Source organism: Pseudomonas sp. AU12215 (genome assembly GCF_001675465.2).
Lineage (GTDB): Bacteria > Pseudomonadota > Gammaproteobacteria > Pseudomonadales > Pseudomonadaceae > Pseudomonas > Pseudomonas nitroreducens.
Genome location: NZ_MACM02000165.1, coordinates 109,023 through 133,909, shown reverse-complemented (window position 1 = coordinate 133,909; position 24,887 = coordinate 109,023). Strand labels below are relative to the sequence as shown.

Below are 24,887 nucleotides of genomic sequence, written 5' to 3'. Positions count from 1 at the left end.
CAGTGCTGCAGAAACTCAAAGGGCGCCTGCCGCTCGACAAACTCAAGCTCGACCCGCGCCTGGGGCTGCTCGGCATTGCCCTGGGCGCCGCGCTGCTGGCCGCCGCCGTGGTCTTCTACCTGTGGCGCGACCAGGGGGCCTATCGCCCGCTGTACGGCGCCGGCGAAGCCTATCCGGCCGCCGACGTGATGCAGGTGCTCGACGCCGAAGCCTTCGACTATCGCCTGCACCCGCAGAGCGGCCAGGTGCTGGTGCGCGAGGAGGACCTGGCCCGCGCGCGCATGCTGCTGGCGGCCAAGGGCGTGAAGGTATCGGTGCCGGCCGGCTACGAGCTGTTCGACAAGGACGAGCCGCTGGGCACCAGCCATTTCCTCCAGGATGTGCGCCTCAAGCGCAGCCTGGAAGGCGAGCTGGTGCGGACCATCATGGGCCTGAAGGGCATCGAGCAGGCGCGTGTGCACGTCGCCCGCGAGGACAGCAACTCCTTCGTCGTGGGCCGTCGCGATCCGGCCAAGGCCTCGGTGCTGCTGCAACTCGCGCCCGGCCAGCGGTTGAGCCCGGAGCAGGTCGGCGCCATCGTCAACCTGGTGGCCGGCAGCGTGCCGCAGCTCAAGCCCGAGGACGTCAGCGTGGTGGACCAGAACGGCGTGCTGCTGTCGCGCGGCATCAACGGTGCTGGCGGCCCGTCGCAGAACTGGCAGGCGGTGGACGAGTACCAGCGCAAGGCGGTGGGCAATGTCGAGGAAGTGCTGGCGCCGGTGCTGGGCCTGGGCAATTACCGCATCAGCGTCTCCGCCGACATCGACTTCAGCCAGAAGGAAGAGACCCTGCAGGCCTACGGCGAGGCGCCGCGCCTGCGCAGTGAATCGCTGCGCAACGAGACCACCCTCGACCAGTTGGCCCTCGGCGTACCCGGCTCGCTGAGCAACCGTCCGCCGGAGCCGCCGCCGCAGGCGCAGCAGGGCCAGGCGCAGAACGCCAACGCCCCGGCCGGCAACGGCAAGGTCGCCGGCACCGACAACAAGGCCGCGACCTCGACCCGCAACGAGACCACCCGGCAGAACGATTTCGACCAGAGCGTCACGCACATCAAGTACCCGGCCTTTGCCCTGCGCCAGCAGAGCGTGGCGGTGGTGATCAACGCCAGCACGGCGCCCGAAGGCGGCTGGACCGACAAGGCCCGCGCCGACCTGGAGGCCATGGTGAAGAGCGCCGTGGGCTTCAACGCCCAGCGCGGCGACCTGATCACCGTCAGCGTGTTCCCGTTCGCCGCCACCGCGGTGGAAGAGTCCGCGGCGAGCTGGTGGGAAAGCAGCGCCCTGCAATCCATGGTGCGCTACAGCGTGCTTGGCCTGATCGCGCTGCTGTTCCTGCTGTTCGGCGTGCGCCCGGCAGTGCGCGGCCTGACCCAGCGCGCGCAGCCGGCGGCTACCGCCACGCTACCCGAAGGCGCTGGCGACCACCCGCTGGCCCTGGATGCCGAGCGCCGCCTGGCGCTTTCCAACGAAACCGTCGGCGGGCTCAACGTCCTCGGCGAGCTGAACCCGCTCTCGGAGATCCGCCTGCCGGCGCCGGGGTCGGGGCTGGAACACCAGATCGAGCACCTGCAGATGCTGGCGAAGAACGACCCGGAACGGGTCTCGGAAGTGATCAAGCACTGGATTGGCCGCAATGACCGACACGAGCCTGCCTGAAGAACCGAAAAAGCGCGGCCCGCAGATGCGCGCCGTGAGCTCGCTGGAACAGGCGGCGATCCTCATGCTGAGCATGGGTGACGAAGCCTCCGCGGGCATCCTGCGCAACTTCAGCCGCGAGGAGATCGTCAGCATCAGCCAGGCGATGGCGCGGCTGTCCAACGTCAAGCAGAACACCGTTTCCGACGTCATCGGGCGCTTCTTCGACGACTACAAGCTGCAGTCCAGCATCAAGGGCGCCTCGCGCTCCTACCTCGCCGGCATGCTCGGCAAGGCGCTGGGCAGCGACATCACGCGCAACCTGCTGGACAGCATCTACGGCGAGGAAATCCGCGCCAAGATGGCGCGCATGGAGTGGATCGACCCCAAGCAGTTCGCCGCGCTGATCGCCAAGGAACACGCGCAGATGCAGGCGGTGTTCCTCGCCTTCCTGCCGCCGGGCATGGCCACCGACGTGCTCGAAGCCATGCCGGCCGAGCGCCAGGACGAGCTGCTGTTCCGCATCGCCAACCTCAGCGAAGTGAACAGCGACGTCATCGCCGAGCTGGAGCAGCTGATCGACCGCAGCCTGCGCGTGCTCTCCACCCAGGGTTCGCAGGTGCGCGGGGTCAAGCAGGCGGCGGACATCATGAACCGCTTCAAGGGCGACCGGAACCAGATGTTCGAGCTGCTGCGCGCCCACAACGACAGCCTGGTCGGCAGGATCGAGGATGAGATGTACGACTTCTTCATCCTCTCCCGGCAGAACCAGGAAGTGCTGCAGACCCTGCTGGAAGTCATCCCGCTGGACGAGTGGGTGGTCGCGTTGAAAGGCGCCGAACCCGAGCTGGTGCGCGCCATCCAGGGCGCCATGCCGAAGCGCCAGATGCAGCAGATGGAATCGATCAACCGCCGCCAGGGCCCGGTGCCGCTGAGCCGCGTGGAGCAGGTGCGCAAGGAGATCATGGGCGTTGTGCGCGATCTCGCCGCCGAGGGCGACCTGCAGGTGCAGCTGTTCCGCGAGCAGACGGTGGAGTAACCGCGCATGGCGATCAAAGTCATCAAGGCCGACAGCCGCGCCTGGCGCCCGTACCGCTTCCCGCCGCGCTGCGCGACCGCCAGCGCCGACAACCACGGCTGGGACAGCGACCCGGCCGCGCGCCAGCGCGCCATCTCCGAAGGCTTCCAGGAAGGCCTGGAGAAGGGCTACCAGGACGGCGTCGGCGAAGGCCGCGAGGCAGGCCTGCGCGAAGGCTTCGAAGCCGGTCGCCAGGACGGCCTGCGCAAGGGCCGCGAGGAAGGTCGAGCCGCTGGCCGGCAAGTGTTCGACGAAGCCAGTGCGCCATTGCAGGCCGCCGTCGCTGCCTTCACCGACTATCACCAGGCCTTCCAGCACGCGCGGCAGAAAGAGCTGCTGGAGCTGGTGCAGAAAGTCGCCAGGCAGGTCATCCGCGTCGAACTCACGCTCAATCCCACGCAGTTGCTGACGCTGGCCGAGGAAGCCCTTGCCGCCATGCCGGGCGAGCAGGGCGAGGTGCAGATCCTGCTCAACCCGGAAGAGTGCGCGCGCATCCGCGAGCTGAACCCCGAGCGTGCCGCCAGGTGGCGCCTGGTGCCGGACGAGCGCCTGGCGCTGGGCGAGTGCCGTGTGGTCACCGCCCAGGCGGAAGCCGATATCGGTTGCCAGCAGCGCCTGGACAGCTGCATGGAAGCGCTGAGCGCGCACCTGCAGGACGAAGACTGACGTGGCCCTGGGCGACGGCTTCAAGCTCGAAGAAGCGCTGCGCTCGCTGGATTCGGTCCAGCTGGCGCGGGTCAGCGGTCGCCTGGTGCGCGTCTCCGGCCTGCTGCTGGAAAGCCTCGGCTGCCGGCGCATGACCGGCCAGCGCTGCTACGTGGAAGTCGCCGACGGCGAGCGCCTGGAGGCGCAGGTGGTCGGCTTCAACCGTGACATCACCTACCTCATGCCCTTCAAGAAGCCCGTCGGCCTGACCTCCGGCTCGCGGGTCTTCCCGGCGCCGGACGAAGCCGTGCTGCATATCGATCATTCCTGGCTGGGGCGCGTGGTCAACGGCCTCGGCGAACCGCTGGACGGCCTCGGCAAGCTTGCTGGCCGACATCCCCTGCCCACCGAGCTGCCGCAGGTGAACCCGCTGCGCCGGCGCCCGGTGTCCGAGCCACTGGACGTTGGCGTGCGCGCCATCAACGGCCTGCTGACCCTGGGCAAGGGCCAGCGCGTCGGCCTGTTCGCCGGCAGCGGCGTGGGCAAGAGCGTGCTGCTGGGCATGATCACCCGGCAGACCAAGGCCGATGTGGTCGTCGTCGGGCTGATCGGCGAGCGCGGCCGCGAGGTGCAGGAGTTCATCCTACACTCCCTCGGCCCGGAAGGCTTGCAGAAGGCCGTGGTGGTGGTGGCGCCGGCCAATGAATCGCCACTGATGCGCCTGAAGGCCACCGAGCTGTGCCACAGCATCGCCGCCTACTTCCGCGACCAGGGCAAGGACGTGCTGCTGCTGGTGGATTCGCTGACCCGCTACGCCATGGCCCAGCGCGAGATCGCCCTGGCCCTGGGCGAGCCGCCGGCGACCAAGGGCTAYCCGCCGTCGGTGTTCGCCAAGCTGCCGCGTCTCGTTGAGCGCGCCGGCAATGGTGAAAAGGGCGGCGGTTCGATCACCGCGTTCTACACCGTGCTCAGCGAAGGCGACGACCAGCAGGATCCGATCGCCGACGCCGCGCGGGGTGTGCTCGACGGCCACTTCGTGCTGTCGCGCCGGCTGGCCGAGGAAGGCCATTACCCGGCCATCGACATCGAAGCCTCCATCAGCCGGGTGATGCCGCAGGTCACCTCGCCGGAGCACCTGCGCGATGCCCAGCGCTTCAAGCAACTGTGGTCGCGCTACCAGCAGAGCCGCGACCTGATCAGCGTTGGCGCCTACGTGGCCGGTGGCGACCCGGAAACCGACCTGGCGATCCAGCGCTTCCCGATCATGCGCCAGTTCCTCCGCCAGGGGCTGGACGAAAGCCAGAACCTCGACGACAGCCGCCTGCTGCTGGACGCCGTGGTCAGCGGCAAGGCCGGCTGATGCCCGGTCTCCACGAAGCTGTTGGTAGGATGGGGGGAGCTTGCGATACCCATCGTCTTTCAGCTTGCGGCGAATCGCAGCATGGGTATCGCTGCTCTGCACCCATCCCACGGAAAACGCAGCGGGAGAAGCGCTTGTGAACCGCCGCGCCGAACGCCTGGCTCCGGTGGTCGAGATGGCGCTCAAGGCCGAGCGCGAAGCCGCGCGCCAGCTCGGTCTGGTGCAGGGTCAGCTACAGCAGGCGCAGCGCAAACTTGCCGAGCTGGAACGCTACCGCTTCGACTACCAGCAGCAGTGGATCCGCAATGGCCAGCAGGGCGTCAGTGGCCAGTGGCTGATCAACTACCAGCGCTTCCTCTCCCAGCTCGAAGGCGCGGTGGAGCAGCAGAACCGCTCCGTCAGCTGGCACCAGGACACCGCCGACAAGGCGCGGGCCGTCTGGCAGGAGAAGTACGCGCGCCTGGAAGGCCTGCGCAAACTGGTGGAGCGCTACCGCGAGGAAGCGCGCCTGGCCGCCGACAAATACGAGCAGAAGCAACTCGATGAGTTCGCCCAGCGTTTGCGACCTCCTACTCCCTAGCCCGTCGCTTAACGCATTGTTCTGCATGCACGAACACTGAAGTCGCTTAAATGGCGATTGTTGCAACAATTCCCGCTGCGTAACGTCCACCCCCGCCGGGCACGCCGCTGTGTGTGTCGAGGCGGGAGAGGGAATGTTCCGCTTTTCCGCCGTCGGTTCAACGCCATCCAATAACAATAAAAGGACTGCGGCATGAACCTTTGTCCATTGCTGTTCTGCACCTCGCTGTTGGCGCCCCTGTCCGTTGTGCCGCTGGCAGGCAATGCCGCCGACGGCCCCATTGGCTCGCTGGCGCGGAACCTGTTCGGCCCGCAACTGGAGGATGACTACGGCATCCGTGTCGGCGGCTGGGCGCAAGCCGGGCTGATGTATAACGACAACGGCAGCCGCGATGTCGCCGGCCAGGGCTTCTTCAACTCCCGCGAGGGCTTCAACCTCAATCAGTTCGCCCTGGCGGTGGAGCGTCAGCCCGGGAGCAACGTGATCGGCCGGGTCGGCCCCTTCCCTGGAACGATGCCGCAGGAGGCCGACTGGGGCTTCAACGTCACCGCGCTCTATGGCAAGGATGCGCGCTTCTTCAAGACCTACGGCTGGGACGAGGACCTGGGCGTCAACCGCGCCGCCGGCCCCGAGGACGAGAACTTCAACATTGCGCAGGCTTACCTGGACTTCTACTTCCCGGTGCTGGGCGGTTCCGACCTGATGCTGGGGATCTTCCACACGCCGCTGGAGAACGAGATCGGCTTCCCCTTGCCGACGCCCGCTCCGGCGGACTTCTACACCCATACCTATTCGTTCATGCACGGTCCGGCCAAGCATGCCGGCGCGCTCTATTCGTTCAAGCTGCCCAGCGCCAAGGACGAGTCCATGCTCGGCTTCGAGCTGGGGCTGGTGCAAGGCTGGAACAACCTGCAGTCGGAAAACCACGATCCGCACCTGATCGCCAACCTGCGCTGGCGCTCGGCGGATTTCCGCACCTGGGTGGACTGGGAAAACATCTATGGCAACGGCGCGGACGACAGCTTCGCCGAATGCGCCTGCGGCTCGCCGATCCCGACCACGGGCAACGCGCACGACCGGCAGATGCGCTATGAAACCTACCTGACCGTTTCCCATGCGCTGAACGGCGACAACCGCCTGGCCCTGGAAACCGGTTGGGGACGGCAGAAGGATGCGGCGCTGGCCGGATTCGCCGGCAAGCAGGACGGCACCTGGTACGGCAGCAACCTCAACTGGTACCACCGCCTGGGCGAGAAGCTGATGTGGAACAGCCGCGCCGAATGGTTCTACACCGACGCGCCGATCCACGTGGTGATGGCGTACATCGACCCGGCCACCGGCATTCCCGATCCCAGTTGGGGCAGCTTCTACGGCTTCACCACCAACCTGGTCTATACGCCGGTGGCCAACGTGCGCCTGCGTCCGGAACTGCGCTACGACATCCATGACGGCGATGGCCGCAAGGCCTATGGCGACGGTCGTTCTGAGCGCCAGTTGCTGACCTCGGTCGACGTCACCTTCTACTTCTGACCCCCGTTTGCCCGTCCGCGCCACCGCGCTCCGCAGAGCGGCGGCGGGAGCGTTCGGGCTGGAGAAAGCCATGAACGAGAAAAAGCACAGTGGCCCGGCCGCTACAGGACTCTCTCTGTAGCGTCGCAGTTCACGGCGCCCAGGAACTCCGGGACACGACCACGCTGGGAATGGCATGTTGGCGCCTGGTCTGGGTACCTTGAGTGTGGCTGGCGAGTGCCCCTCGCCGTAATGGGCGAGCGATGCCGACTATGAGGAGCCGTGATGGACCGTCTATTGAGCCTTGAAGCCTTCGTCCGGGTCGCCGAGACCGGCAACTTCTCAAAGGCTTCGCAGCAATTGGGGGTGACGCGCTCGGTCATCACTCACCGGATACAGCAACTGGAAGAGCTGATCCGCGCGCCGCTGTTCCACCGCAGCACCCGTCATGTCCGCCTGTCCGAGGTCGGCGAGACCTATTACAAGGAATGCGCGGAGATGGTGGCCAGCTTCCATGCGCTGACCGAGCAGATGCAGGACATGCGCACCCAGCCCACCGGCAAGCTGCGGATGCAGATGTTGCCTGGTTTCGCCATCGGTCATTTCGGCGCCTTGCTGGCGGACTTCACCCATCGCTACCCGGACATCGAGATTGACGTGGTGGTCAACGACCGCGTGGTCGATCCGATCGAGGAAGGCTTCGACGTGGCCTTCCAGATGTTTCCGCCGCAGGCGGAGACGCTGATCGAGAGACGTCTGTTCCGAGTGCGGCGATTGTTCTGCGCGGCCCCCGGCTACCTGGAGCGCCATGGCATACCGGAACATCCGCGGGACCTTTTGCAGCACAAGATTGGCCTCTATGAAGGCTATCCCTCGCGCAATCGCTGGCAGTTCCACGGCGAAGACGAACTGATGGAGCTCAGCCTGCATGGCCAGTTGCGTTCGAACTCTGTGCATTTGCTGCGCGACTACGCCCTGGATGCCGGCGGCGTGGTCTGCCTGCCAACCCTGGTTTCCAGCGACGACCTGCTGGCGGGGCGGCTGGTGCCGGTGCTGACCGACTATGCGTTGTCGTCGTTCGACTTTTCCGCGGTCTATCCCGCTACCCAGCGGCAGGCGTTGAAGGTGCGCACACTGGTGGATTTTCTGCTCGACGGCATCGGTGGCGAACCGGTATGGGATCGGCCATTGTTCGAAAAGGGTTGGCTAAAGCTGGCTGATTAGCTGATTTTCAAGACAAGTGTTCGTGTTCCGCGAACACTGTTGTCGGCCGATGTTGGATTGTGGCGACCCCGAATGGGCTCGTAACGTGTGCCTCACCCACTCGCACAACAACAATCAGACAACGGTGATCGGCAATGACTTCAACTGCTTTCAAGACCGTCTTCGGTTCGTTGGACAACTACCAGAAAGGCTCGGTCGAAATCGTCAAGGGCAAGGCCAGCCATTACGTGTTCTCCAACGTATTCGAGGTCGCCGAGCGTTCGGCGCCCTATGAGAAGGTGGTAGTCGGCAAGAATCTCGACTACGTCATCGAAACCCTCCGCGCCGAAGGGCGCTCCCCCTGGTTCACCTGTGCCCACGACGAGTTCGCCATCTCCATGGACGGCGACATCCGCGTCGATTTCCTCAAGCTCGATACACCGCTGGTAGAAGGCGAGGGCACCCGCCTGGCCGGTGAGTCGCCCAAGGGCAAGCCGATGGGTTATGTGCTGCTCAAGCGTGGCCACCAGTGCCTGTTGCCGGTTGGCTGCGCCTATCGCTTCGAAAGCGCCAAGCCCGGTGTGCTGTTGCTGCAGACCATCCTCGGCCCGCTGTCGGTACAGAAGTGGGCGGACATTTGCCTGAAGTAACCCATTCGACCCGCGTTCGAGCATTTTCGAGGATTTCGACCATGGCCATGACTCAAGAAAAAGCCAAATCTGCCAGCTTCGCCGCCGACCTTGTCCAGGCCAGCGACAAGGACCCCATCACCGGTTATCGCCGCTTCACGCTGGGCGCCTTCAGCTTCAGCCGCGACGAGTATTTCGCCAAGATTTCCTGGCCCGCCAAGGGCGAGACCCACTCCCACCTGATGTCGGCCGATGCCTTCCTGCGCGCGCTGATGCGCGATGTGGCCTGGGGGTTCTTCTACGGCTGGGTGAACTTCGACACGGTGATCGGCACGCAGAACCACTACGGCAGCGTCGACCTGTACGCCGGCACCTTCAACGGCGTGCTCAAGGCTTCGGGCGTCAACTACACCGAGCGCTTCGAAACGCCGCTGATCATGGCGACCTTCAAGGCCATCCTGGCCGACTGGACCAACGCCGAGTTCGACCCCTTTGCCGCGCCCCAGGAAACCGGCAGCGCCTTCGGCCGCAAGGCCGGTGACAACATCGAGGCGATCGACCGCTACCGGGTTGGCACCGACCGCATGCCGGGCATCCCCGGCGACTCGCCGCTGCGCGACGACCTGCCGGTGAACCGTCACTTCGCCGATGTGTCGCAGGACGAGCCGATGGTGCATGCCGAGCCGGGCTTCGAAGGGCAACTGCATGCGTTCAACCTGTTCAAGTATCTGTCTCGTTCGGACGTCACCTGGAATCCGTCGGTGACCTCGGTGTGCAAGGGCAGCCTGTTCTGCCCGACCACCGAGGAGTACATCCTGCCGATCTTCCACGGTAACGACCGGGTCGAGTGGTTCCTCCAACTTTCCGACCAGATCGACTGGGAGATCGCCAACAAGGACACCGGCGAACCCATGGCGCGCGTGGTGATGAAGGCGGGCGATATCGCGGCGATGCCGGCCGACATCCAGCACCAGGGCTATTCGACCAAACGCTCGATGCTGCTGGTGTGGGAGAACGCCACGCCGGACCTGCCGCAGCGCTACGCCCGTGGCGAGCTGGCGCCCTATCCGGTCGAGTTCTGACACCTGACCGGTCCTCCGGTGGTTTGCGCCACCGGGGCCGGTACTTCCGCACCGCTTTCCGTTCTGTCATGGCGCCACAGCGCCGTGAGGAGTACCCCTATGCAAAATCAGCTGTTCATCGATGGCCGTTTCGTTCCGGCGATCAACGGAGGCACCCTGGATGTCCTGTCCCCCCACGATGGCTCACTGATCACCTCGATCGCCGCCGCCGAGGTGGCGGATGTCGACCTCGCCGTAGCCGCCGCGCACCGAGCCTTTCCTGCCTGGGCTGCGCTGGGGGCCGCGGAGCGGGGGCGCCTGCTGCTGAAGCTGGCCGATCGCATCGAGGCCGTCGCCGACGAACTGGCTCAGCTGGAGTCGCTGGATACCGGGCATCCGATCCGCGATTGCCGTGGCCTGGATGTCCCGCGCACTGCCGCCTGTTTCCGCTACTTCGGCGGCATGGCGGACAAGATCGAGGGCTCGGTAATCCCGGTGGAGGCTGGCTTCCTCAACTACGTGCAGCGCAAGCCCATCGGCGTGGTCGGGCAGATCGTGCCGTGGAACTTCCCGCTGATGTTCACCAGCTGGAAAATGGGCCCGGCATTGGCCGCCGGCAATACCGTGGTGATCAAGCCGTCGGAGATCACGCCGCTGTCGACCTTGCGCATTGCCGAACTGATGCACGAGGTCGGTTTCCCTGCCGGGGTGGTCAACGTGGTGCCCGGCTATGGCCACACTGCCGGCCAGCGCCTGGCCGAGCATCCCGATGTGGGCAAGATCGCCTTCACCGGTTCCACCGCCATTGGCCGGCGCATCGTCGAAGCGTCCCAGGGCAACCTCAAGCGCGTACAACTGGAACTGGGCGGCAAGGGCGCCAATATCGTCTTCGCCGATGCTGACCTGGAAGCCGCCATCAACGGGGCGGCCTGGGCCATCTTCCACAACCAGGGGCAGGCCTGCATCGCCGGTTCGCGCCTGGTGCTGCACGAGGACATCGCCGATGCCTTCCTCGAGCGTTTCATTGCGTTGGCGCGCTCCATCCGCCTGGGCAATCCGAGCGACCCGCAGACCGAGATGGGCCCCCTGACCTCGGCGCTGCACCGTGACCGCGTGCTGGCCTACGTCGATATTGCTCGCCAGCAGGGCGGCAGGGTGCTGACCGGCGGCAAGGCACCCAGTGCGCCGAGTCTCGCCAATGGGTACTACGTCGAACCAACCGTGGTCGAGGCCAAGGTGGACGACCGCGTGGCCCAGGAGGAGGTTTTCGGTCCCTTCGTCACCGTGCTGCGCTTCCGTACCGACGAAGAGGCGCTGGCGATTGCCAATGCCACGCCCTACGGCCTGGGCAGCGGCCTGTGGACGCGCGACCTGCAGCGGGCGCACCGCATGGCCGCAGGCATCCGCGCCGGCATGTGCTGGATCAACTGCTACAAGCGGGTCAGCCCCGGCAGCCCCTTCGGTGGCGTTGGCCAGTCGGGCTACGGCCGCGAAATGGGCTTCGAGGCGATCCACGATTACACCGAGGCGCATTCGGTGTGGGTCAACGTCGATGCTCGCATTCCCCCGCATTTCAAACGTTGAGGCGCACCATGGATGCTTTCGTTTACCAGAGCCTGCCGATCCGCGTGATCTTTGGCTGGAACAGGATTGATGCGCTGGCCGAAGAGATCGAGCGGCTGGGCGCAAGACGCGCGCTGATCCTCACCACGCCGGAGCAGCGCGAGCTAGGCGAACGGATCGCCGGGCTGCTGGGTGAGCGCTCGGCGGGCGTCTATCCGCAGGCAGTGATGCATGTACCGGTGGAGGTTGCCCAGGCGGCCTGCGAGGAAGCCAAGCGGCTGGGCGCGGATTGCTGCGTGGCGGTCGGCGGCGGCTCGACCATCGGCCTGGGCAAGGCCATCGCGCTGGAGTTCGGCCTGCCGATTCTGGCGATTCCGACCACTTATGCCGGCTCCGAGATGACGCCGATCTACGGCCTTACCGAGAATCGCTTGAAGAGGACCGGACGCGATGTCCGCGTGCTGCCCAGGACGGTGATCTACGATCCGCAGTTCAGCCTCAGCCTGCCCGCGGACATCTCCGCCTGCTCGGGGATGAACGCCATGGCCCACGCCATCGAGGCGCTCTATGCCGAAGACGCCAACCCCATCGTCAGCCTGATGGCTGAAGACTCGATCCGTGCGCTGGCCGAGGCCTTGCCGACGATCGTCGACGATCCGCAGGATCGCCAGGCCCGTGGCCGTGCGCTGTATGGCGCCTGGTTGGCGGGTATCTGCCTGGGATCGGTAGGCATGGCCATCCATCACAAGCTCTGCCACACGCTGGGCGGCACCTTCAACCTGCCGCATGCGCAAAGCCATGCGGTACTGCTGCCGTACTCGGTGAACTACAACCGCGACGCGGCACGGCCGGCACTGGAACGGGCCGCGCGAGCGCTGGGCGGCAGTCAGGCGGAGGAAGTCGGCGGCCTGCTGTATGCGCTGAACCGGCGGATCGGCGTTCCAACGTCCCTCGCCGAGATCGGCTTCCCACCCGAAGGGCCGGCGGAAACCGCGCGCATCGCTTGCTCCAATCCGTACTACAACCCGCGTCCCTTCGAGGCCGACGCCATCCAAGCGCTGCTCGAGCGCGCCCGCGCCGGCATGCCGCCGGCCTGAGTGCCGGCAAACCAAAACAAGAATCCATGAGGTGCGCCAATGAACAGTCATAGCGACATCGACGAAGCGACGATCACCGGGCAGGTGCTACACAGCCTTGAGGCCACACCCGATCGGCGCCTGCGACACCTGGTGCAGGCGCTGGTGCGGCACATGCACGCGTTCGTCAGCGAGGTCGAGCTGAGCGAGGAGGAGTGGTTCGAAGGTATTCGTTTCCTCACCGAGACGGGACAGAAGTGCGATGGGCGAATCCGTCAGGAGTTCATCCTGCTGTCCGACGTGCTGGGTGTGTCGATGCTGGTGGATGCGATCAACCACCGATACTCCCAGGAGGCCACTGCGACCACGGTGTTCGGCCCTTTCTACATCGCCGGCATGCCGGAGCGGGCCTACGGCGAAAACATGGCCCTGACATCCGGTGAACCCATACTGGTGCGGGGGAAGGTGTTCGATACGCTGGGGCGGCCGCTGGTCGGTGCCTGCCTGGATGTCTGGCAGTGCGCCGCCAATGGCATGTATTCGGGGCAGGATATCGGACAGGCCGAGGGCAACCTGCGCGGTCGCTATCACACCGACGAACAGGGGTGTTATGCCATTCGCTCGACGTTGCCGGTGAGCTATCCGATTCCCACCGATGGGCCGGTGGGGCGGCTGCTGAACGCTACCGCCCGCCATCCGTGGCGTCCCGCGCACCTGCACTTCATGATCGATGCGCCGGGCCATCGGCGGCTGGTCACGCACCTGTTCAATGAGGGGGATCCGTATCTGGATTCGGATGCGGTATTCGGTGTCAAGGACGCCCTGCGCGTCGCTTACCGATCCTGCGCCGCGGACGATCCACTGGCGGCCCGGTTTGGCTTCGACACGGCCTTCCGCATGGCGGACTATGACTTCGTCCTGGAGCCGGCATGAGCTATTTCGTCGTGTTCGCTACCGACCGGCCCGGCATGGACGAAAGGCGCGAGCGCCTGCGTCCGGCCCATCGCGAGTATCTGCGTTGCCCGCAGCCGCATGGTGTGCGGGTATGCCTCGGTGGGCCAACGCTGGATAGCGAGGGCCAGCGGATGAACGGAACCCTGCTGGTGGTACAGGCGGCGTCCCGGACCGAGGTGGAGGCGTTCCTTCAGGATGATCCGTACATTCGCAATGATCTGTTTGCCCACCTGGAAGTGCGTCCCTGGCTGTGGGGCTTGGGCCAGCCTGTGCAGGAGGCGGCATCATGAGCGAATTGCAGCTGTGCCGGCTGGGCGATCTGGTGGACGGTGGCGGACGGGGGTTCGAGGTGGAGCTCGATGGCAAGCCCCTGGCCGTGGTAGCGGTACGCAGGGGCGACCGGGTCTGGTTGTACCGTAACCGCTGCCCGCATTTTTCCGTGAAGCTCGATGTCTATCCGGGGACCTTCAGCACCTACCGCGGCGAGGTGCTGATGTGCGCGCACCACAGTGCCATGTTCCGCTTCGACGACGGTGTTTGCGTCGAAGGGCCGTGCAAGGGGCGGCAATTGGAGGCGCTGGCGATGCGCATGGAAGCGGGCGGGGTCTATCTACAGGGCTGATATCGCGTGCTAGCCTCCAGGCAGCCCCCACCAGTGGAATCTCTCCATGCCGTTGCCTGCGCCTGTGCCTGTGGATTTCGACCGTGTCCTGGACCTGTGGCAGCTCACTCCCGAAGGCGAGCCCATTATCACGCCCAGCAGCCACCTCCTGCCGGTGCGCTGGCGCGGCCGGGCAGCGATGGTCAAGCGTGCGCTGGACATCGACGAGCAGGTCGGCGCGCAGGTGATGAACTGGTGGAATGGCGAGGGCGCCGCGCTGGTCTACGCCTTTGACGGTGACACCCTCCTGATGGAGCGAGCCGAGGGAACTCGATCGCTGATGCACATGGCGCTCAACGGCGAGGACGACCAGGCCAGCCGCATCGTCTGTGATGTCGTGCGCCGCCTGCACTGGCCGCAGGAACAACCGCTGCCGCCACTGCTGGGGCTGCGCGAATGGTTCCGTGACCTCGCGCCGGCGGCGGCGCGTTACGGCGGCCTGTTCCCGCGCTGCCTGGAAACCGCCGAAGCGTTGCTCGCCAGCGAGCATGATCGGGGCGTGCTGCACGGCTACGTCCATCACGACAACATCCTGGATTTCGGCGAGCGCGGCTGGCGCGCCATCGATCCCAAGCGTCTGTATGGCGAGCATCTGTTCGACTACGCCAACCTGCTGTGCAACCCGGACCTGCCCACCTCTCGCGAGCGCGCGCGATTTCTCCGCCAGCTGGATGTGATCGTCGAGCACGCCCGTGTCGATCGGCGGCGCCTGCTGGAGTGGGTTCTGGCTTTCGCCGGTCTCTCCGCCGCCTGGTTCCTCGACGACGGCATGGCCGCAGAGAGCGATCTCACCGTCGCGCAACTGGCGGCCGCCGAACTGGACCGCAGCGCATGCTGCGCGTGAATCGCACGTTGTTGCGAGCGCATCCACGCCTGCTGGGGGCCGGGTTGTTCGGCGTTCTGGCGGGGCTGGCCTGCTACTGGCTGTCACCCATGACGCGGGTGCTGGTGGGGTGGAACGGCATGGCCTGGCTGTACGTGCTGCTGATCGGCTGGCTGGCCTGGCGCGCCGATGCCGCTCAGGTGAAGCGCGTGGCGAGCATCGAGGACGAGAACGCCGAAGCAGTGCTGGTGTTGATCATCGTGGCGGCGCTGGCGAGCCTGGGGGCGATCATCGTCGAACTGGCCACCGCATCCCACGCCGGTGACCGCGAGAAGCTGGTGCGTTATGCCTTCACGGCCAGCACCGTGCTCGGTTCCTGGTTCCTCATCGGCACCATGTTCAGCATGCATTACGCGCGGATGTTCTATGCCGCCCACGAGAGCAAGCCGGTGCTGCGCTTTCCCGAAGGCGAACAGCATCCGGACCTGTGGGACTTCCTCTACTTCTCCTTCACCCTCAGCGTGGCGGTGCAGACCTCCGATGTGGAAGTCGCCTCGCGTTCGATGCGCAAGGTGGTGCTGGCGCACTCGGTGATCGGCTTCCTGTTCAATACCGCGATCCTGGGGCTGGCGATCAACATGGGCGCCGGCTTGGTCGGCTAGGTGGGCGGCAGCGTCTCGGCGGCCAGGCGCAGCGCAAGCACGACGAAGGCCAGCGAGAAGCCCCAGCGAATCCCTTTCATCACGGCGGGTCGGCCGATCACGTGGTCGCGCACCCGGGCAGCCAGCAGCCCATAGCCGATGAAGACGAGGAAGGTCATCAGTGCGAATGCCAGGCCGAGCACCAGGAACAGGGCCTTGGCGTCCGCGCTGCCGGCCGGCACGAACTGCGGCAGGAAGGCCAGGAAGAACAGCCCGAGCTTGGGGTTGAGCAGGTTGAGCCAGAGCCCGGTGCCCACCAGTTGGGTGGTGCTGCGCGGGCTGCCGGCCGAGTCCAGCGCCAGGGCGCCGTTGCCGCGCAATACCTGCCAGGCGATGAACAGCAGGTAGGCGGTGCCCAGCCATCTGATGACCTGGAAGCTGGCCGCGCTGGCCTGCAGGATCAGCGACAGGCCGAAGGTCGCGAGCAGCAATTGCGGGACCATGCCCAGTGTGCAGCCCAGTGCCGCAAGGGTGGCCGCGCGGGCACCGAGACCGAGGCCGACGGCCAGCGTGTAGAGCACACCGGTGCCGGGCAGCAAAACGACGACGAACGCCGTCAGCAGGAATTCTGCGTTCATTCCCGTGGGTTTCCTGTCTGCAAGAAGTGAGGCCGTGAGGCCGGCGAACTCAGGGGGCTGGTAGTGGTGCCCTGAGCGAGGAGCGCCATTGTCCTGGCGTCGGCCCGAGCTGGCGGGCGAAGGCGCGGGTCATGTGGGACTGGTCGGCGAACCCGGCGAGCAGGCTCGCTTCGGCCAGCGAGCGGCCCTCGCCGATGGCCTTGTGGGCCACTCGCACGCGGTACTGCAGCAGGTACGCGTGGGGCGTGGTGCCCAGTTCGCGGCGGAAGCGGCGCAGGGCCGCAAAGGGGGTCAGCCCGGCCAGGCCGGCGAGCTCGGCCAGTGTGGGAGCGTGGCGTGGGTCATCATGAATCCGTTCGAGCATGCGCGCCACGCTCCGGGAGGGCAGGGCGGCCGCTGTCGTGGCGGTACGCCGGTCGAGCAGATCGCCGAACAGGTCGAGCAGGCCTTCGCTGGCTTCATCGGCGCAAGCGTCCGGCAGGCGCTGCAACAGGCTGGCGATGCGTCGGGCGAGTCGCGGGTCGGCCAGCGTCGGCAGGGGAAACTCCCGGCCTGCCATCTCCCGGCCGGCCAGTCGTGCAATCAGCGTCGGCTCGACGTACAGCATCCACCAGCGGCGGGGCGCACTGCGCAGGGGAATGCCGTCGTGCAGTTCATTGGGGCTCACGGTGATGATGTCGCTCGGCCCGGCCTCGACCTGGCCGCGGCCGCTCCACGAACGATGGCCGCCCTCCAGCATCACGCCGATGCCGTACTCGTCGTGGGCATGACGCGGGAAGCTGCGCTGGGTGAGGATCTCGACGGTGCGCAGGCCGGGCAGGGCAGTGGAGGTGCAGTTCACTCGGTGCAGCATGGGTCAGAGCCTGCGGGCGTGGGGTGGTGACTGGCAGAGTAGCCCCTTGTGCAGCGGTGCTCTTGAATGAAATTGACTCTTTCGCCGCTGCCGACCATCGGTACTCGGTTTGCCCCTCACCCCCACCCTCTCCCGAGGGAGAGAGGGCCGTTCGGTGTAGGCGGGTGGGCCGGTCTCAGCGGGAAGCGATGGCGCAGGAAAAACGGTGGATTCAGCCCTGGCACGGACTACCCCCTCTGCCTCAGGAGCGGGGCGCGCAGCCAGGGCTGGGGTGAGGGGGCTCCGGGGACTGAGAATGTCCAGGCTCAGAAGAACGGCCGCGACGCCTTGAACATGAATGCCGAGTCGCAATAGGCGTTGTGCCCGGAGTAGGCACTGCAGTCGCCGCCGGTGAGGCTGCTGCCGCTGTAGGAGAAGTTCAGGTCGATGCCTTTCCACGGTCGGCTGAAGTTCAACGACCAGTCGCCGTACTCGCTGACGCTGCCGCCGCTGCTCAGGCTCACGGGGGAGGCGAGGCTGTAGGCGGAGTACTTGAAGGTCACGTCGAAGCCGAGGTCGGACTGTACGCCCAGGTCGGTGAACAGCGTCGCGGTGCTGCGCCCGGCCTGGGCACTGTAGGCCGCGCCGAGGCGGCTGCCGAACACCGAGAGGCCACCGTAGAGCGCCTGGCTGTCGTAGTCGGGTTGCTCCGGGCGGCTGTAGCGCAGGGTGCCTACTTCGTAGCCCAGCTTGCCATCACCCAGCGGATGCTTGAAGCCGGCGTAGCTGTCGATCTCCAGGGGCTTCTCCTGCTCCAGGTTCGATGTCCAGCTGCCCACATACCACCCACTGTCGTGGGTGATGTCGAGGCCACCCTGGGCGCTGCTGGCCTGGCCCGGCTGGACCAGCCCCTGGGCCATGCTGCGCGTCGGCGAGTTGGCGAACTTGAGTTCGAAGTCACCCAGCTCGCGCTGCATCACCTGGGCGGCTGCATACGGCGCTGCACACAACATGCAGGCCGCGATGAGAATGGACTTGGTCATACTCCCCCCTTCTTGCGGCTGCGAGCCTTACATGGCTTCTTGCGAGCCTTCACCCCGCGTCGCACGCGTAAAAGGGTAAAGGCATTCGCCATGCCTGTGTCGACCGGTGGTCCATTAATCGACTGGCGCGGCGAGGGCCAGACGGGCCTGGCCCGGCGGTTTCCCATCGCTCGCCGAGGTTGCCGCTGTCATCGCTAACTGCTACATCTTCAAGCTCGTGCGCGACCATTGATCGATAAGGAGAATCCCATGGCCATCACTTCCGTTCCCTCCGCTGACGGGCAGGAGCTCACCATCGTGGTCCAGGGGCGTTTCGATTTCGGCGCACACCAGGAGTTCCGCAACGCCTACGAGCGCGTCGAGACCACTCCCAAGCGCTACGTGGTGGACCTGAAGGGCGCCACCTATCTGGACAGCTCGGCGCTGGGGATGCTCCTGCTGCTGCGCGACCATGCCGGTGGCGAGAGCGCGCAGGTCAGCCTGGTACACTGCAACCCCGATGTGCGCAAGGTGCTGGCCATTTCCAACTTCGAGCAGCTGTTCAAGATCAGCTGACGCGGCCCGGTCCGCAGTGGCAACGGCCATGTCCGAACTCCTCACGGTACTGATCGCCGACGACAACGCCGCCGACCGCCTGCTGCTGTCGACCATCGTCAGCCGCCAGGGTCATCGCGTGCTCACCGCCGCCAACGGGCTGGAAGCCCTGGCGCTGTTCGCCCAGGAGCGCCCGCAGCTGGTGCTGATGGATGCACTGATGCCGGTGATGGACGGCTTCGAGGCGGCGCGGCGGATTCGCCGGCAGGCCGGCGAAGAGCTGGTGCCGATCATCTTCCTCACCTCGCTGAGCGAGCCCGAGGCGCTGGTGCAGAGCCTGGAGGCGGGCGGCGACGACTTCCTCTCCAAGCCCTACAACCGCATCATCCTCGAAGCCAAGATCCGCGCCATGGGGCGCCTGCATCACCTGCAGCGGATGGTGCTGGAGCAGCGCGACCTGATCGCCCGGCACAACGAACACCTGCTCAACGAGCAGCGGGTGGCCAAGGCGGTGTTCGACAAGGTGGCGCATTCGGGGTGCCTGAATGCGGCGAATATCCGCTATCTGCAATCACCCTTTGCCTTGTTCAACGGCGACCTGCTGCTGGCGGCCTTCAAGCCTTCCGGCGGCATGCACGTGCTGCTCGGTGACTTCACCGGCCATGGCTTGCCCGCGGCCATCGGTGCCATGCCGCTGGCCGAGGTGTTCTACGGCATGACCGCCAAGGGCTACCCGATGGCGGACATCCTTCGGGAGATGAATGCCAAGCTCAAGCGCATCCTCCCGGTAGGGGTGTTCTGCTGCGCCGCGGTGCTCAACCTGAGTTTCCAGCGCGGCCTGGTGGAGGTGTGGAACGGCGGCCTGCCCAATGGCTACCTGCTGCGCCAGCAGCCGCGCGAGATCGTTCCGCTGGTTTCGCGGCACTTGCCGTTGGGGATACTCGAGGCGTCTGCCTTCAGCGACCACTGCGAGGTCTACGCCATGGAGGAGGGCGACCGAGTGTTTCTCTTCTCCGACGGGGTGCTGGAAGCGCGCAATGCCGCCGGCGAAGTGTTCGGGGAGCAGCGCCTGCGCGAGGTCTACGACAGCGAGCCAAGCTCCGCGCGCCTGTTCGATGGTATCCAGGCCGCCCTGGCGCGCTTCCGCGGCGAGGCCCAGGATGACGTCAGCATGCTGGAGGTCGCGCTGGTCCCCGAGGACTCGCTGCAGCGCCCGCCGCTGGCGTTCTCCGACAATGGCCTGAGCAGCCCGCTGGACTGGTCCGCCAGTTTCGAGTTCCGCGCGCCGACCCTGCGCAATTTCAATCCCCTGCCTTTCCTGCTGCAGTTGCTGATGGAAGTGCACGACCTGCGCCCGCGCGGCGGCGCGCTCTACACCGTACTCGCCGAGCTGTACTCCAACGCCCTGGAGCACGGCGTCATGGGCCTGGACTCCACGCTCAAGTGCGATGCCGCCGGCTTCGCCCGCTATTACCAGGAGCGCAGCCAGCGTCTCCACGAGCTGCACGACGGCTTCGTGCGTTTCCACCTCGACCTCGCGCCCCACGGCGATGGCGGGCGGTTGCTGATGCGGGTGGAGGACAGTGGCGAGGGTTTCGACGTCGGCGCGGTGCTCGCTTCGCAGCAGGCTGCCGGCAGTCTCTGCGGGCGCGGCCTCACGCTGGTCCGGCAACTGGCCGACCGCTGCCAGTGGTCGAGCGACGGCAAGACCGTGGCCGTGGAGTTCTTCTGGTCGGCTCAGGCATAATCGGGGCCTTCTTGTCCCCCCCCGCAGGGTGGCGAGCCGTCCTCCAGGGAGTGCCCCATGTCCGAGCCGCATCTCGATGGCGCCGTGCTGAGCAATTTGCTGTCGATCATGGAAGACGAGTACCCGCTCCTGGTGGAGACCTTCCTCAGCGACTCCGAAGAGCGCCTGCGCAGCATCCGCGAGGCATCCGCCGTCAGCGATGCGCCAGCCCTGCGCCACGCTGCGCACAGCTTCAAGGGCAGCTGCGGCAACATGGGCGCTTCCGTACTGAGCAGCCTGTGCAAGCGCCTGGAAGAGGCCGCACGGCAGAATGACCTGGCCAGCGCCCAGAGCCTGATCGGCAAGGTCGAGCACGAATTCTCCATCGTCCGTACCCTGCTGGTGCCCGGTCGCCCCTGAGTTTTCCGAGTTGGCCCGCGCCTTGCTATCTCCGTGTTGGATATTCACATCAACGGAGAACTCCGATGGCTGTCGCCCCGGATATGTTATTGACGTCGACGCCTGACACCAGGCCCAAGGCGGCGCTCTCCAAGTCTGCCCAGAATTCGTCGAACAGCAGCAACGACAAGGGTTCCAGCTTCGCCGATGTCTATGCCAAGGAGCAGCGTCCGGCGGCCAGCGAGCGCCCGGACAAGCCCGTCAAGGCGAAGACCGACAAGCCTCGGGACACTGCCGACAAGGGCACCGCGAGCAAGGATTCTGCTGCGCCGGCTGCCGCCGACCAGCCAAAGGTTGCCGAGGACGGCAAGGCCTTGCCGGCCGATGGCGCCAGCAAGGCGCAGGACAGCACGGCAGCCGATACCGAAGCCAAGACCGACGCGACCCTCGACCCGCTGCTGATGCTGGGCATGACCGGGCAACTGCCGGAGCCCGAGGCGCCACCCTTGGTGGTCAGCAGCGGGGCCAGCCAGCTGACGGATGCCAGCAGCGATGGCGACTTGCAGAAGCTCAACGAGATCCCTGGCGTGAGCCTGGCCCTGGGGTTGGGTGGCGAGGATCAGGCACCGCAGGTTCAGCAGACGCAGCTGGCCGGCCACCTGGTAGCCAAGGCCGACGGCAAGGCGAACGTCGACGCGAAGAACGACTTGTCCGCTGCCCTGGCCGCGCTGAACCCGGATTCAGCCGCCAAGGGCGGTGAAGCGAAGCTCGCCGAAGGCGCGCTGAAGGATGCTCCCGACCTGACCCAGCAATTGGCGGATGTGCAGACCGACGCCAAGCCGGAGATGCCGCGCAACGAGACCTTCGCTGCGCGTCTGGAGTCCCTGACCCAGGCGCTGAACACGCCACAGGCCATGACCACTCGCCCGGTGAACCCGCTGGTGCCCGGCCAGGCGGTGTCGATGCAGCAGAATGGCTGGACCGACCAGGTGGTGGACCGGGTGATGTGGATGTCCTCACAGAACCTCAAGTCCGCCGAGATTCAGATGGACCCGGCCGACCTCGGTCGCCTGGAGGTGCGCATCCACATGACCGCCGACCAGACCCAGGTGAACTTCGTCAGCGCCAACGCCGGCGTGCGTGAAGCGCTGGACAGCCAGCAGCACCGCTTGCGCGAAATGTTCAGCCAGCAGGGCATGGGCCAGCTGGACGTCAACGTCTCGGACCAGTCCGCCCGTGGCTGGCAGCAGCAACAGCAGGGTGATGAGCGCGGCGGTTCGCGGCGCGTGGCCGGTTCCGACAGTGGCGACGACGAGCCGATGATCAGTGGCGTATCGGAGATTCGCCCGGCATCGACGGCGCAGGGCAGGGGATTGGTGGATTACTACGCGTGATTCCTGTGCGGCTTGCGGGGCAGCGCGGCGCGCCTGAGAGCGCCCTCACCCTCTCCCAAGGGGAGAGGGGACTGTGCTGAGGGTTGGGCAGTCCGCAGCCATCCGGCAAGCACCTTCGCTGTTAAAGGTACGGGAGGCCCCCTCTCCCTCTGGGAGAGGGCTGGGGTGAGGGAATTGCCCGAGCAGTGAGTTTCCCTGTTAGTCGCCCCAACGCCTGATCTTCATGGTGCACAGGAAAATTCTTACGCTCCCCGTGACATCCTCCGTCTAGCCTGTAATATCCGCGGCGGCGCCAGTCGAACTGGCACAGCCCTTGCTGATACCCCCTGTATCAGCGCATTGCGCCGGAATAGTGACGGATATTTGGCATGGCCAAGAAAGAACAGCCTCCGCTTCCCGATGGACAAGCGCCCGCCAAGGGCAAGCTGAAACTCATCATCATTATCGTACTGGCCTTTCTGTTGGCGGTCGGTGCCTCGGTGGGCGGCACCTGGTTCTTCCTGCACAAGAGCGCCAAGCCCGAGGAAGCCGAAGCCAAGAGCGCCGAGCACGCGGAGCCGACCAAGAAGCAGGCGGTCTACGAGATTCTCGCGCCGGCCTTCGTGGTCAACTTCAATCAGAACGGTCGCCAGCGCTATCTGCAGGTGGCCGTCGCCCTGATGGGCCGCGACCAGGCGCAGATGGACGCGCTGCGCGAGCAGATGCCGCTGGTGCGCAACCAGCTGGTGATGCTGTTCTCCAGTCAGAATTTCGACACGCTGGTGACGCCGGTGGGCAAGGAAATGCTGCGTCAGCAGGCGACTTCCAGTCTTCAGGAACTGGCGAAGAAGGCGACCGGTCAGTTGACCGTGGAGCAAGTGCTTTTCACCAACTTCGTATTGCAGTAGGTACCCGCCATGGCCATGCAGGATCTACTTTCCCAGGACGAGATCGACGCGCTGTTGCACGGCGTGGACGATGGCCTGGTGGAAACCGAGTCCGACGTCGAGCCGGGGGCGATCAAGTCCTACGACCTGACCAGTCAGGACCGCATCGTCCGGGGCCGCATGCCGACCCTGGAGATGATCAACGAGCGGTTCGCCCGCTACACCCGCATCAGCATGTTCAACCTGCTGCGCCGCTCGGCGGACGTCGCCGTGGGCGGCGTGCAGGTGATGAAATTCGGCGAGTACGTGCATTCGCTGTACGTGCCCACCAGCCTCAACCTGGTGAAGATGAAACCCCTGCGCGGCACCGCGCTGTTCATCCTCGACGCCAAGCTGGTGTTCAAGCTGGTGGACAACTTCTTCGGCGGCGACGGGCGCCACGCCAAGATCGAGGGCCGCGAGTTCACCCCCACCGAGCTGCGCGTGGTGCGGATGGTCATCGAGCAGGCCTTCGTCGATCTCGCCGAAGCCTGGCAAGCGGTGATGCCGATCACCTTCGAGTACGTGAACTCCGAGGTGAACCCGGCGATGGCCAACATCGTCAGCCCCAGCGAAGTGGTGGTGGTCTCCACCTTCCACATCGAACTGGACGGCGGCGGCGGCGACCTGCACATCACTTTGCCGTACGCAATGATCGAGCCGATCCGCGAGATGCTCGACGCCGGCTTCCAGTCCGACGTGGACGACCAGGACGAGCGCTGGATCAACGCCCTGCGCGAGGACATCCTCGACGTCAACGTGCCGCTGGGCGCCACCGTCGTGCGCCGCCAGCTCAAGCTGCGGGACATCCTGCACATGCAGCCGGGTGATGTGATCCCGGTGGAACTGCCCGAGCACATGATCATGCGCGCCAACGGCGTGCCTTCCTTCAAGGTCAAGCTGGGTTCGCACAAGGGCAACCTGGCCTTGCAGATTCTCGATCCGCTCGTGCGCCCGCGCTGAGCGAATCCCAAGAGGACCCACCATGTCAGACGAAGAAAACGTGACTCCCGAAGAACAGGCACTGGCCGACGAATGGGCTGCGGCGCTCTCCGAATCGGGCGACGCCAACCAGGACGACATCGATGCGATGATGGCCGGCGCCGCCGCTCCGGCCGTGCCCGCCGCGCCGCGCGCGCCGATGGAAGAGTTCGGCATGGCGCCCAAGGCGCCGACCATTGCCGGCCTCGAAGGCCCCAACCTGGATGTGATCCTGGATATTCCGGTGACCATTTCCATGGAGGTCGGCCACACCGACATCAGCATCCGCAACCTGCTGCAGCTCAACCAGGGCTCGGTGATCGAACTCGATCGCCTGGCCGGCGAGCCGCTGGACGTGCTGGTCAACGGCACGCTGATCGCCCACGGCGAAGTGGTGGTGGTGAACGAGAAGTTCGGCATCCGCCTCACCGACGTGATCAGCCCCAGCGAACGCATCAAGAAGCTGCGCTGACATGGCCCGCCTGCTCGCGAAACTGTCCGTCCTGCCGCTGGCGGGGCTGTCCCTCCTGGCGATGGCCGACGAGGCCGGCAAGGTTCCGGCATCCAACCCGGCCATCGTCCACGCCAGCTCCACGCCGAGCCTGATCACCGGCAGCGCCGGCGCCCAGCTGATGCAACTGCTGCTGGGCCTGGTGCTGGTGGTCGGCCTGATCTTCCTGCTCGCCTGGCTGGTGCGCCGCGTGCAGCAGGTGGTGCCGCGCGGCAATCAGTCGATCCGCCTGATTTCCAGCCAGGCGCTCGGCCCGCGCGATCGTCTGGTGCTGGTGCAGGTGGGCGAGGAGCAGGTGCTGCTGGGCCTGACGCCGGGCCGCATTACTCCGCTGCACGTCATGCGCCAGCCGGTGCATGCCGCCGAGACGGAGCCCGCGCAGCCGGAATTCGCCCAGCGCCTGCTGGAATTGCTGAACAAGGACAAGGGCCGCCCGCAGTGACCCGTTCGCCGACTTCTTCCGTGCTG

The 24,887-nt window shown here is 66.0% G+C and carries 27 protein-coding genes; 24 read left to right on the top strand and 3 right to left on the bottom strand.

The features are described 5' to 3' along the window. The first annotated feature begins 2 nt into the window (after positions 1-2). The 16 genes from fliF to A9513_RS27050 all read left to right on the top strand — a co-directional run bounded on the left by fliF (position 3) and on the right by A9513_RS27050 (position 15,477). Positions 3-1,694: a flagellar basal-body MS-ring/collar protein FliF gene (gene fliF / locus A9513_RS27125; RefSeq protein WP_065086102.1), complete on the top strand. Its 1,692-nt coding sequence runs from the start codon at positions 3-5 to the stop codon at positions 1,692-1,694. Beyond that, positions 1,672-2,712 carry a FliG C-terminal domain-containing protein gene (locus A9513_RS27120; RefSeq protein WP_024766276.1) on the top strand — a complete coding sequence of 347 codons (1,041 nt, stop codon included), beginning with the start codon at positions 1,672-1,674 and terminating at the stop codon, positions 2,710-2,712. Before fliF ends, A9513_RS27120 begins: the two co-directional genes overlap by 23 nt. A gap of 6 nt (positions 2,713-2,718) precedes the next feature. After that, a complete protein-coding gene (gene fliH / locus A9513_RS27115) occupies positions 2,719-3,417 on the top strand; it encodes a flagellar assembly protein FliH (RefSeq protein WP_024766277.1) in 699 nt (232 codons plus the stop codon). 1 nt (position 3,418) lies between these two features. After that, positions 3,419-4,756 carry a flagellar protein export ATPase FliI gene (gene fliI / locus A9513_RS27110; RefSeq protein ID WP_065086101.1) on the top strand — a complete coding sequence of 446 codons (1,338 nt, stop codon included), beginning with the start codon at positions 3,419-3,421 and terminating at the stop codon, positions 4,754-4,756. 136 nt (positions 4,757-4,892) lie between these two features. Continuing rightward, positions 4,893-5,336: a flagellar export protein FliJ gene (gene fliJ, locus A9513_RS27105; protein WP_024764940.1), complete on the top strand. Its 444-nt coding sequence runs from the start codon at positions 4,893-4,895 to the stop codon at positions 5,334-5,336. Positions 5,337-5,528: 192 nt separating this feature from the next. Beyond that, on the top strand, positions 5,529-6,866 hold the full coding sequence (locus A9513_RS27100; RefSeq protein ID WP_024764941.1) for an outer membrane beta-barrel protein: 1,338 nt from the start codon (positions 5,529-5,531) through the stop codon (positions 6,864-6,866). Positions 6,867-7,130: 264 nt separating this feature from the next. Continuing rightward, positions 7,131-8,069 carry a LysR family transcriptional regulator gene (locus tag A9513_RS27095; protein WP_024764942.1) on the top strand — a complete coding sequence of 313 codons (939 nt, stop codon included), beginning with the start codon at positions 7,131-7,133 and terminating at the stop codon, positions 8,067-8,069. 134 nt (positions 8,070-8,203) lie between these two features. Continuing rightward, the gene (locus A9513_RS27090; RefSeq protein ID WP_024764943.1) at positions 8,204-8,698 is read left to right on the top strand and encodes a hypothetical protein; all 495 of its coding nucleotides are present in this window, start codon (positions 8,204-8,206) and stop codon (positions 8,696-8,698) included. A 41-nt stretch (positions 8,699-8,739) separates the two neighbouring features. Then, complete coding sequence (locus tag A9513_RS27085; RefSeq protein WP_024764944.1) at positions 8,740-9,759, top strand: hypothetical protein; 1,020 nt, start codon at positions 8,740-8,742, stop codon at positions 9,757-9,759. Between the two features lie 99 nt (positions 9,760-9,858). Next, positions 9,859-11,322, top strand: a complete 1,464-nt coding sequence (locus A9513_RS27080; protein ID WP_024764945.1) for an aldehyde dehydrogenase family protein — start codon at positions 9,859-9,861, stop codon at positions 11,320-11,322. A gap of 8 nt (positions 11,323-11,330) precedes the next feature. After that, a complete protein-coding gene (locus A9513_RS27075; RefSeq protein WP_024764946.1) occupies positions 11,331-12,398 on the top strand; it encodes a maleylacetate reductase in 1,068 nt (355 codons plus the stop codon). 39 nt (positions 12,399-12,437) lie between these two features. Beyond that, positions 12,438-13,310, top strand: coding sequence for a dioxygenase (locus A9513_RS27070; RefSeq protein ID WP_024764947.1), 873 nt, complete (start codon positions 12,438-12,440; stop codon positions 13,308-13,310). Next, positions 13,307-13,621, top strand: a complete 315-nt coding sequence (locus A9513_RS27065; RefSeq protein WP_024764948.1) for a YciI family protein — start codon at positions 13,307-13,309, stop codon at positions 13,619-13,621. The genes A9513_RS27070 and A9513_RS27065 overlap by 4 nt, the downstream gene beginning before the upstream one ends. Continuing rightward, positions 13,618-13,953, top strand: coding sequence for a Rieske 2Fe-2S domain-containing protein (locus tag A9513_RS27060; RefSeq protein ID WP_024764949.1), 336 nt, complete (start codon positions 13,618-13,620; stop codon positions 13,951-13,953). Before A9513_RS27065 ends, A9513_RS27060 begins: the two co-directional genes overlap by 4 nt. Positions 13,954-13,999: 46 nt before the next feature. Beyond that, positions 14,000-14,836 carry an aminoglycoside phosphotransferase family protein gene (locus A9513_RS27055; protein ID WP_037007210.1) on the top strand — a complete coding sequence of 279 codons (837 nt, stop codon included), beginning with the start codon at positions 14,000-14,002 and terminating at the stop codon, positions 14,834-14,836. Beyond that, on the top strand, positions 14,824-15,477 hold the full coding sequence (locus A9513_RS27050) for a DUF1345 domain-containing protein (protein ID WP_196912671.1): 654 nt from the start codon (positions 14,824-14,826) through the stop codon (positions 15,475-15,477). The genes A9513_RS27055 and A9513_RS27050 overlap by 13 nt, the downstream gene beginning before the upstream one ends. On the opposite strand, the gene A9513_RS27045 is transcribed toward A9513_RS27050, so the two are convergent. The 3 genes from A9513_RS27045 to A9513_RS27035 form a co-directional block, all read right to left on the bottom strand. Then, complete coding sequence (locus A9513_RS27045) at positions 15,474-16,094, bottom strand: LysE family translocator (RefSeq protein WP_024764952.1); 621 nt, start codon at positions 16,092-16,094, stop codon at positions 15,474-15,476. The genes A9513_RS27050 and A9513_RS27045 overlap by 4 nt on opposite strands. Before the next feature lie 49 nt (positions 16,095-16,143). Further along, complete coding sequence (locus A9513_RS27040; protein ID WP_052239105.1) at positions 16,144-16,947, bottom strand: AraC family transcriptional regulator; 804 nt, start codon at positions 16,945-16,947, stop codon at positions 16,144-16,146. 305 nt (positions 16,948-17,252) lie between these two features. Beyond that, positions 17,253-17,969 carry a TorF family putative porin gene (locus A9513_RS27035; RefSeq protein WP_024764953.1) on the bottom strand — a complete coding sequence of 239 codons (717 nt, stop codon included), beginning with the start codon at positions 17,967-17,969 and terminating at the stop codon, positions 17,253-17,255. Positions 17,970-18,218: 249 nt separating this feature from the next. Between A9513_RS27035 and A9513_RS27030 the strand changes: the two genes are divergently transcribed. The 8 genes from A9513_RS27030 to fliO all read left to right on the top strand — a co-directional run bounded on the left by A9513_RS27030 (position 18,219) and on the right by fliO (position 24,861). Continuing rightward, the gene (locus A9513_RS27030) at positions 18,219-18,524 is read left to right on the top strand and encodes an STAS domain-containing protein (protein WP_024764954.1); all 306 of its coding nucleotides are present in this window, start codon (positions 18,219-18,221) and stop codon (positions 18,522-18,524) included. A gap of 28 nt (positions 18,525-18,552) precedes the next feature. After that, positions 18,553-20,250 (top strand): SpoIIE family protein phosphatase, encoded by a 1,698-nt coding sequence (locus A9513_RS27025; RefSeq protein WP_065086100.1) that lies wholly within the window; start codon positions 18,553-18,555, stop codon positions 20,248-20,250. 57 nt (positions 20,251-20,307) lie between these two features. Then, a complete protein-coding gene (locus A9513_RS27020) occupies positions 20,308-20,649 on the top strand; it encodes an Hpt domain-containing protein (protein ID WP_065086099.1) in 342 nt (113 codons plus the stop codon). Positions 20,650-20,714: 65 nt separating this feature from the next. Continuing rightward, on the top strand, positions 20,715-22,022 hold the full coding sequence (locus tag A9513_RS27015; protein ID WP_065086098.1) for a flagellar hook-length control protein FliK: 1,308 nt from the start codon (positions 20,715-20,717) through the stop codon (positions 22,020-22,022). 368 nt (positions 22,023-22,390) lie between these two features. After that, a complete protein-coding gene (gene fliL, locus A9513_RS27010; protein WP_024764958.1) occupies positions 22,391-22,909 on the top strand; it encodes a flagellar basal body-associated protein FliL in 519 nt (172 codons plus the stop codon). Positions 22,910-22,918: 9 nt separating this feature from the next. Next, the gene (gene fliM, locus A9513_RS27005; protein WP_024764959.1) at positions 22,919-23,890 is read left to right on the top strand and encodes a flagellar motor switch protein FliM; all 972 of its coding nucleotides are present in this window, start codon (positions 22,919-22,921) and stop codon (positions 23,888-23,890) included. A gap of 22 nt (positions 23,891-23,912) precedes the next feature. After that, positions 23,913-24,380, top strand: a complete 468-nt coding sequence (gene fliN / locus A9513_RS27000) for a flagellar motor switch protein FliN (protein ID WP_024764960.1) — start codon at positions 23,913-23,915, stop codon at positions 24,378-24,380. A gap of 1 nt (position 24,381) precedes the next feature. After that, entirely contained in the window at positions 24,382-24,861 is a 480-nt protein-coding gene (gene fliO / locus A9513_RS26995) for a flagellar biosynthetic protein FliO (protein ID WP_024764961.1), read from the top strand. Positions 24,862-24,887: the final 26 nt, after the last annotated feature.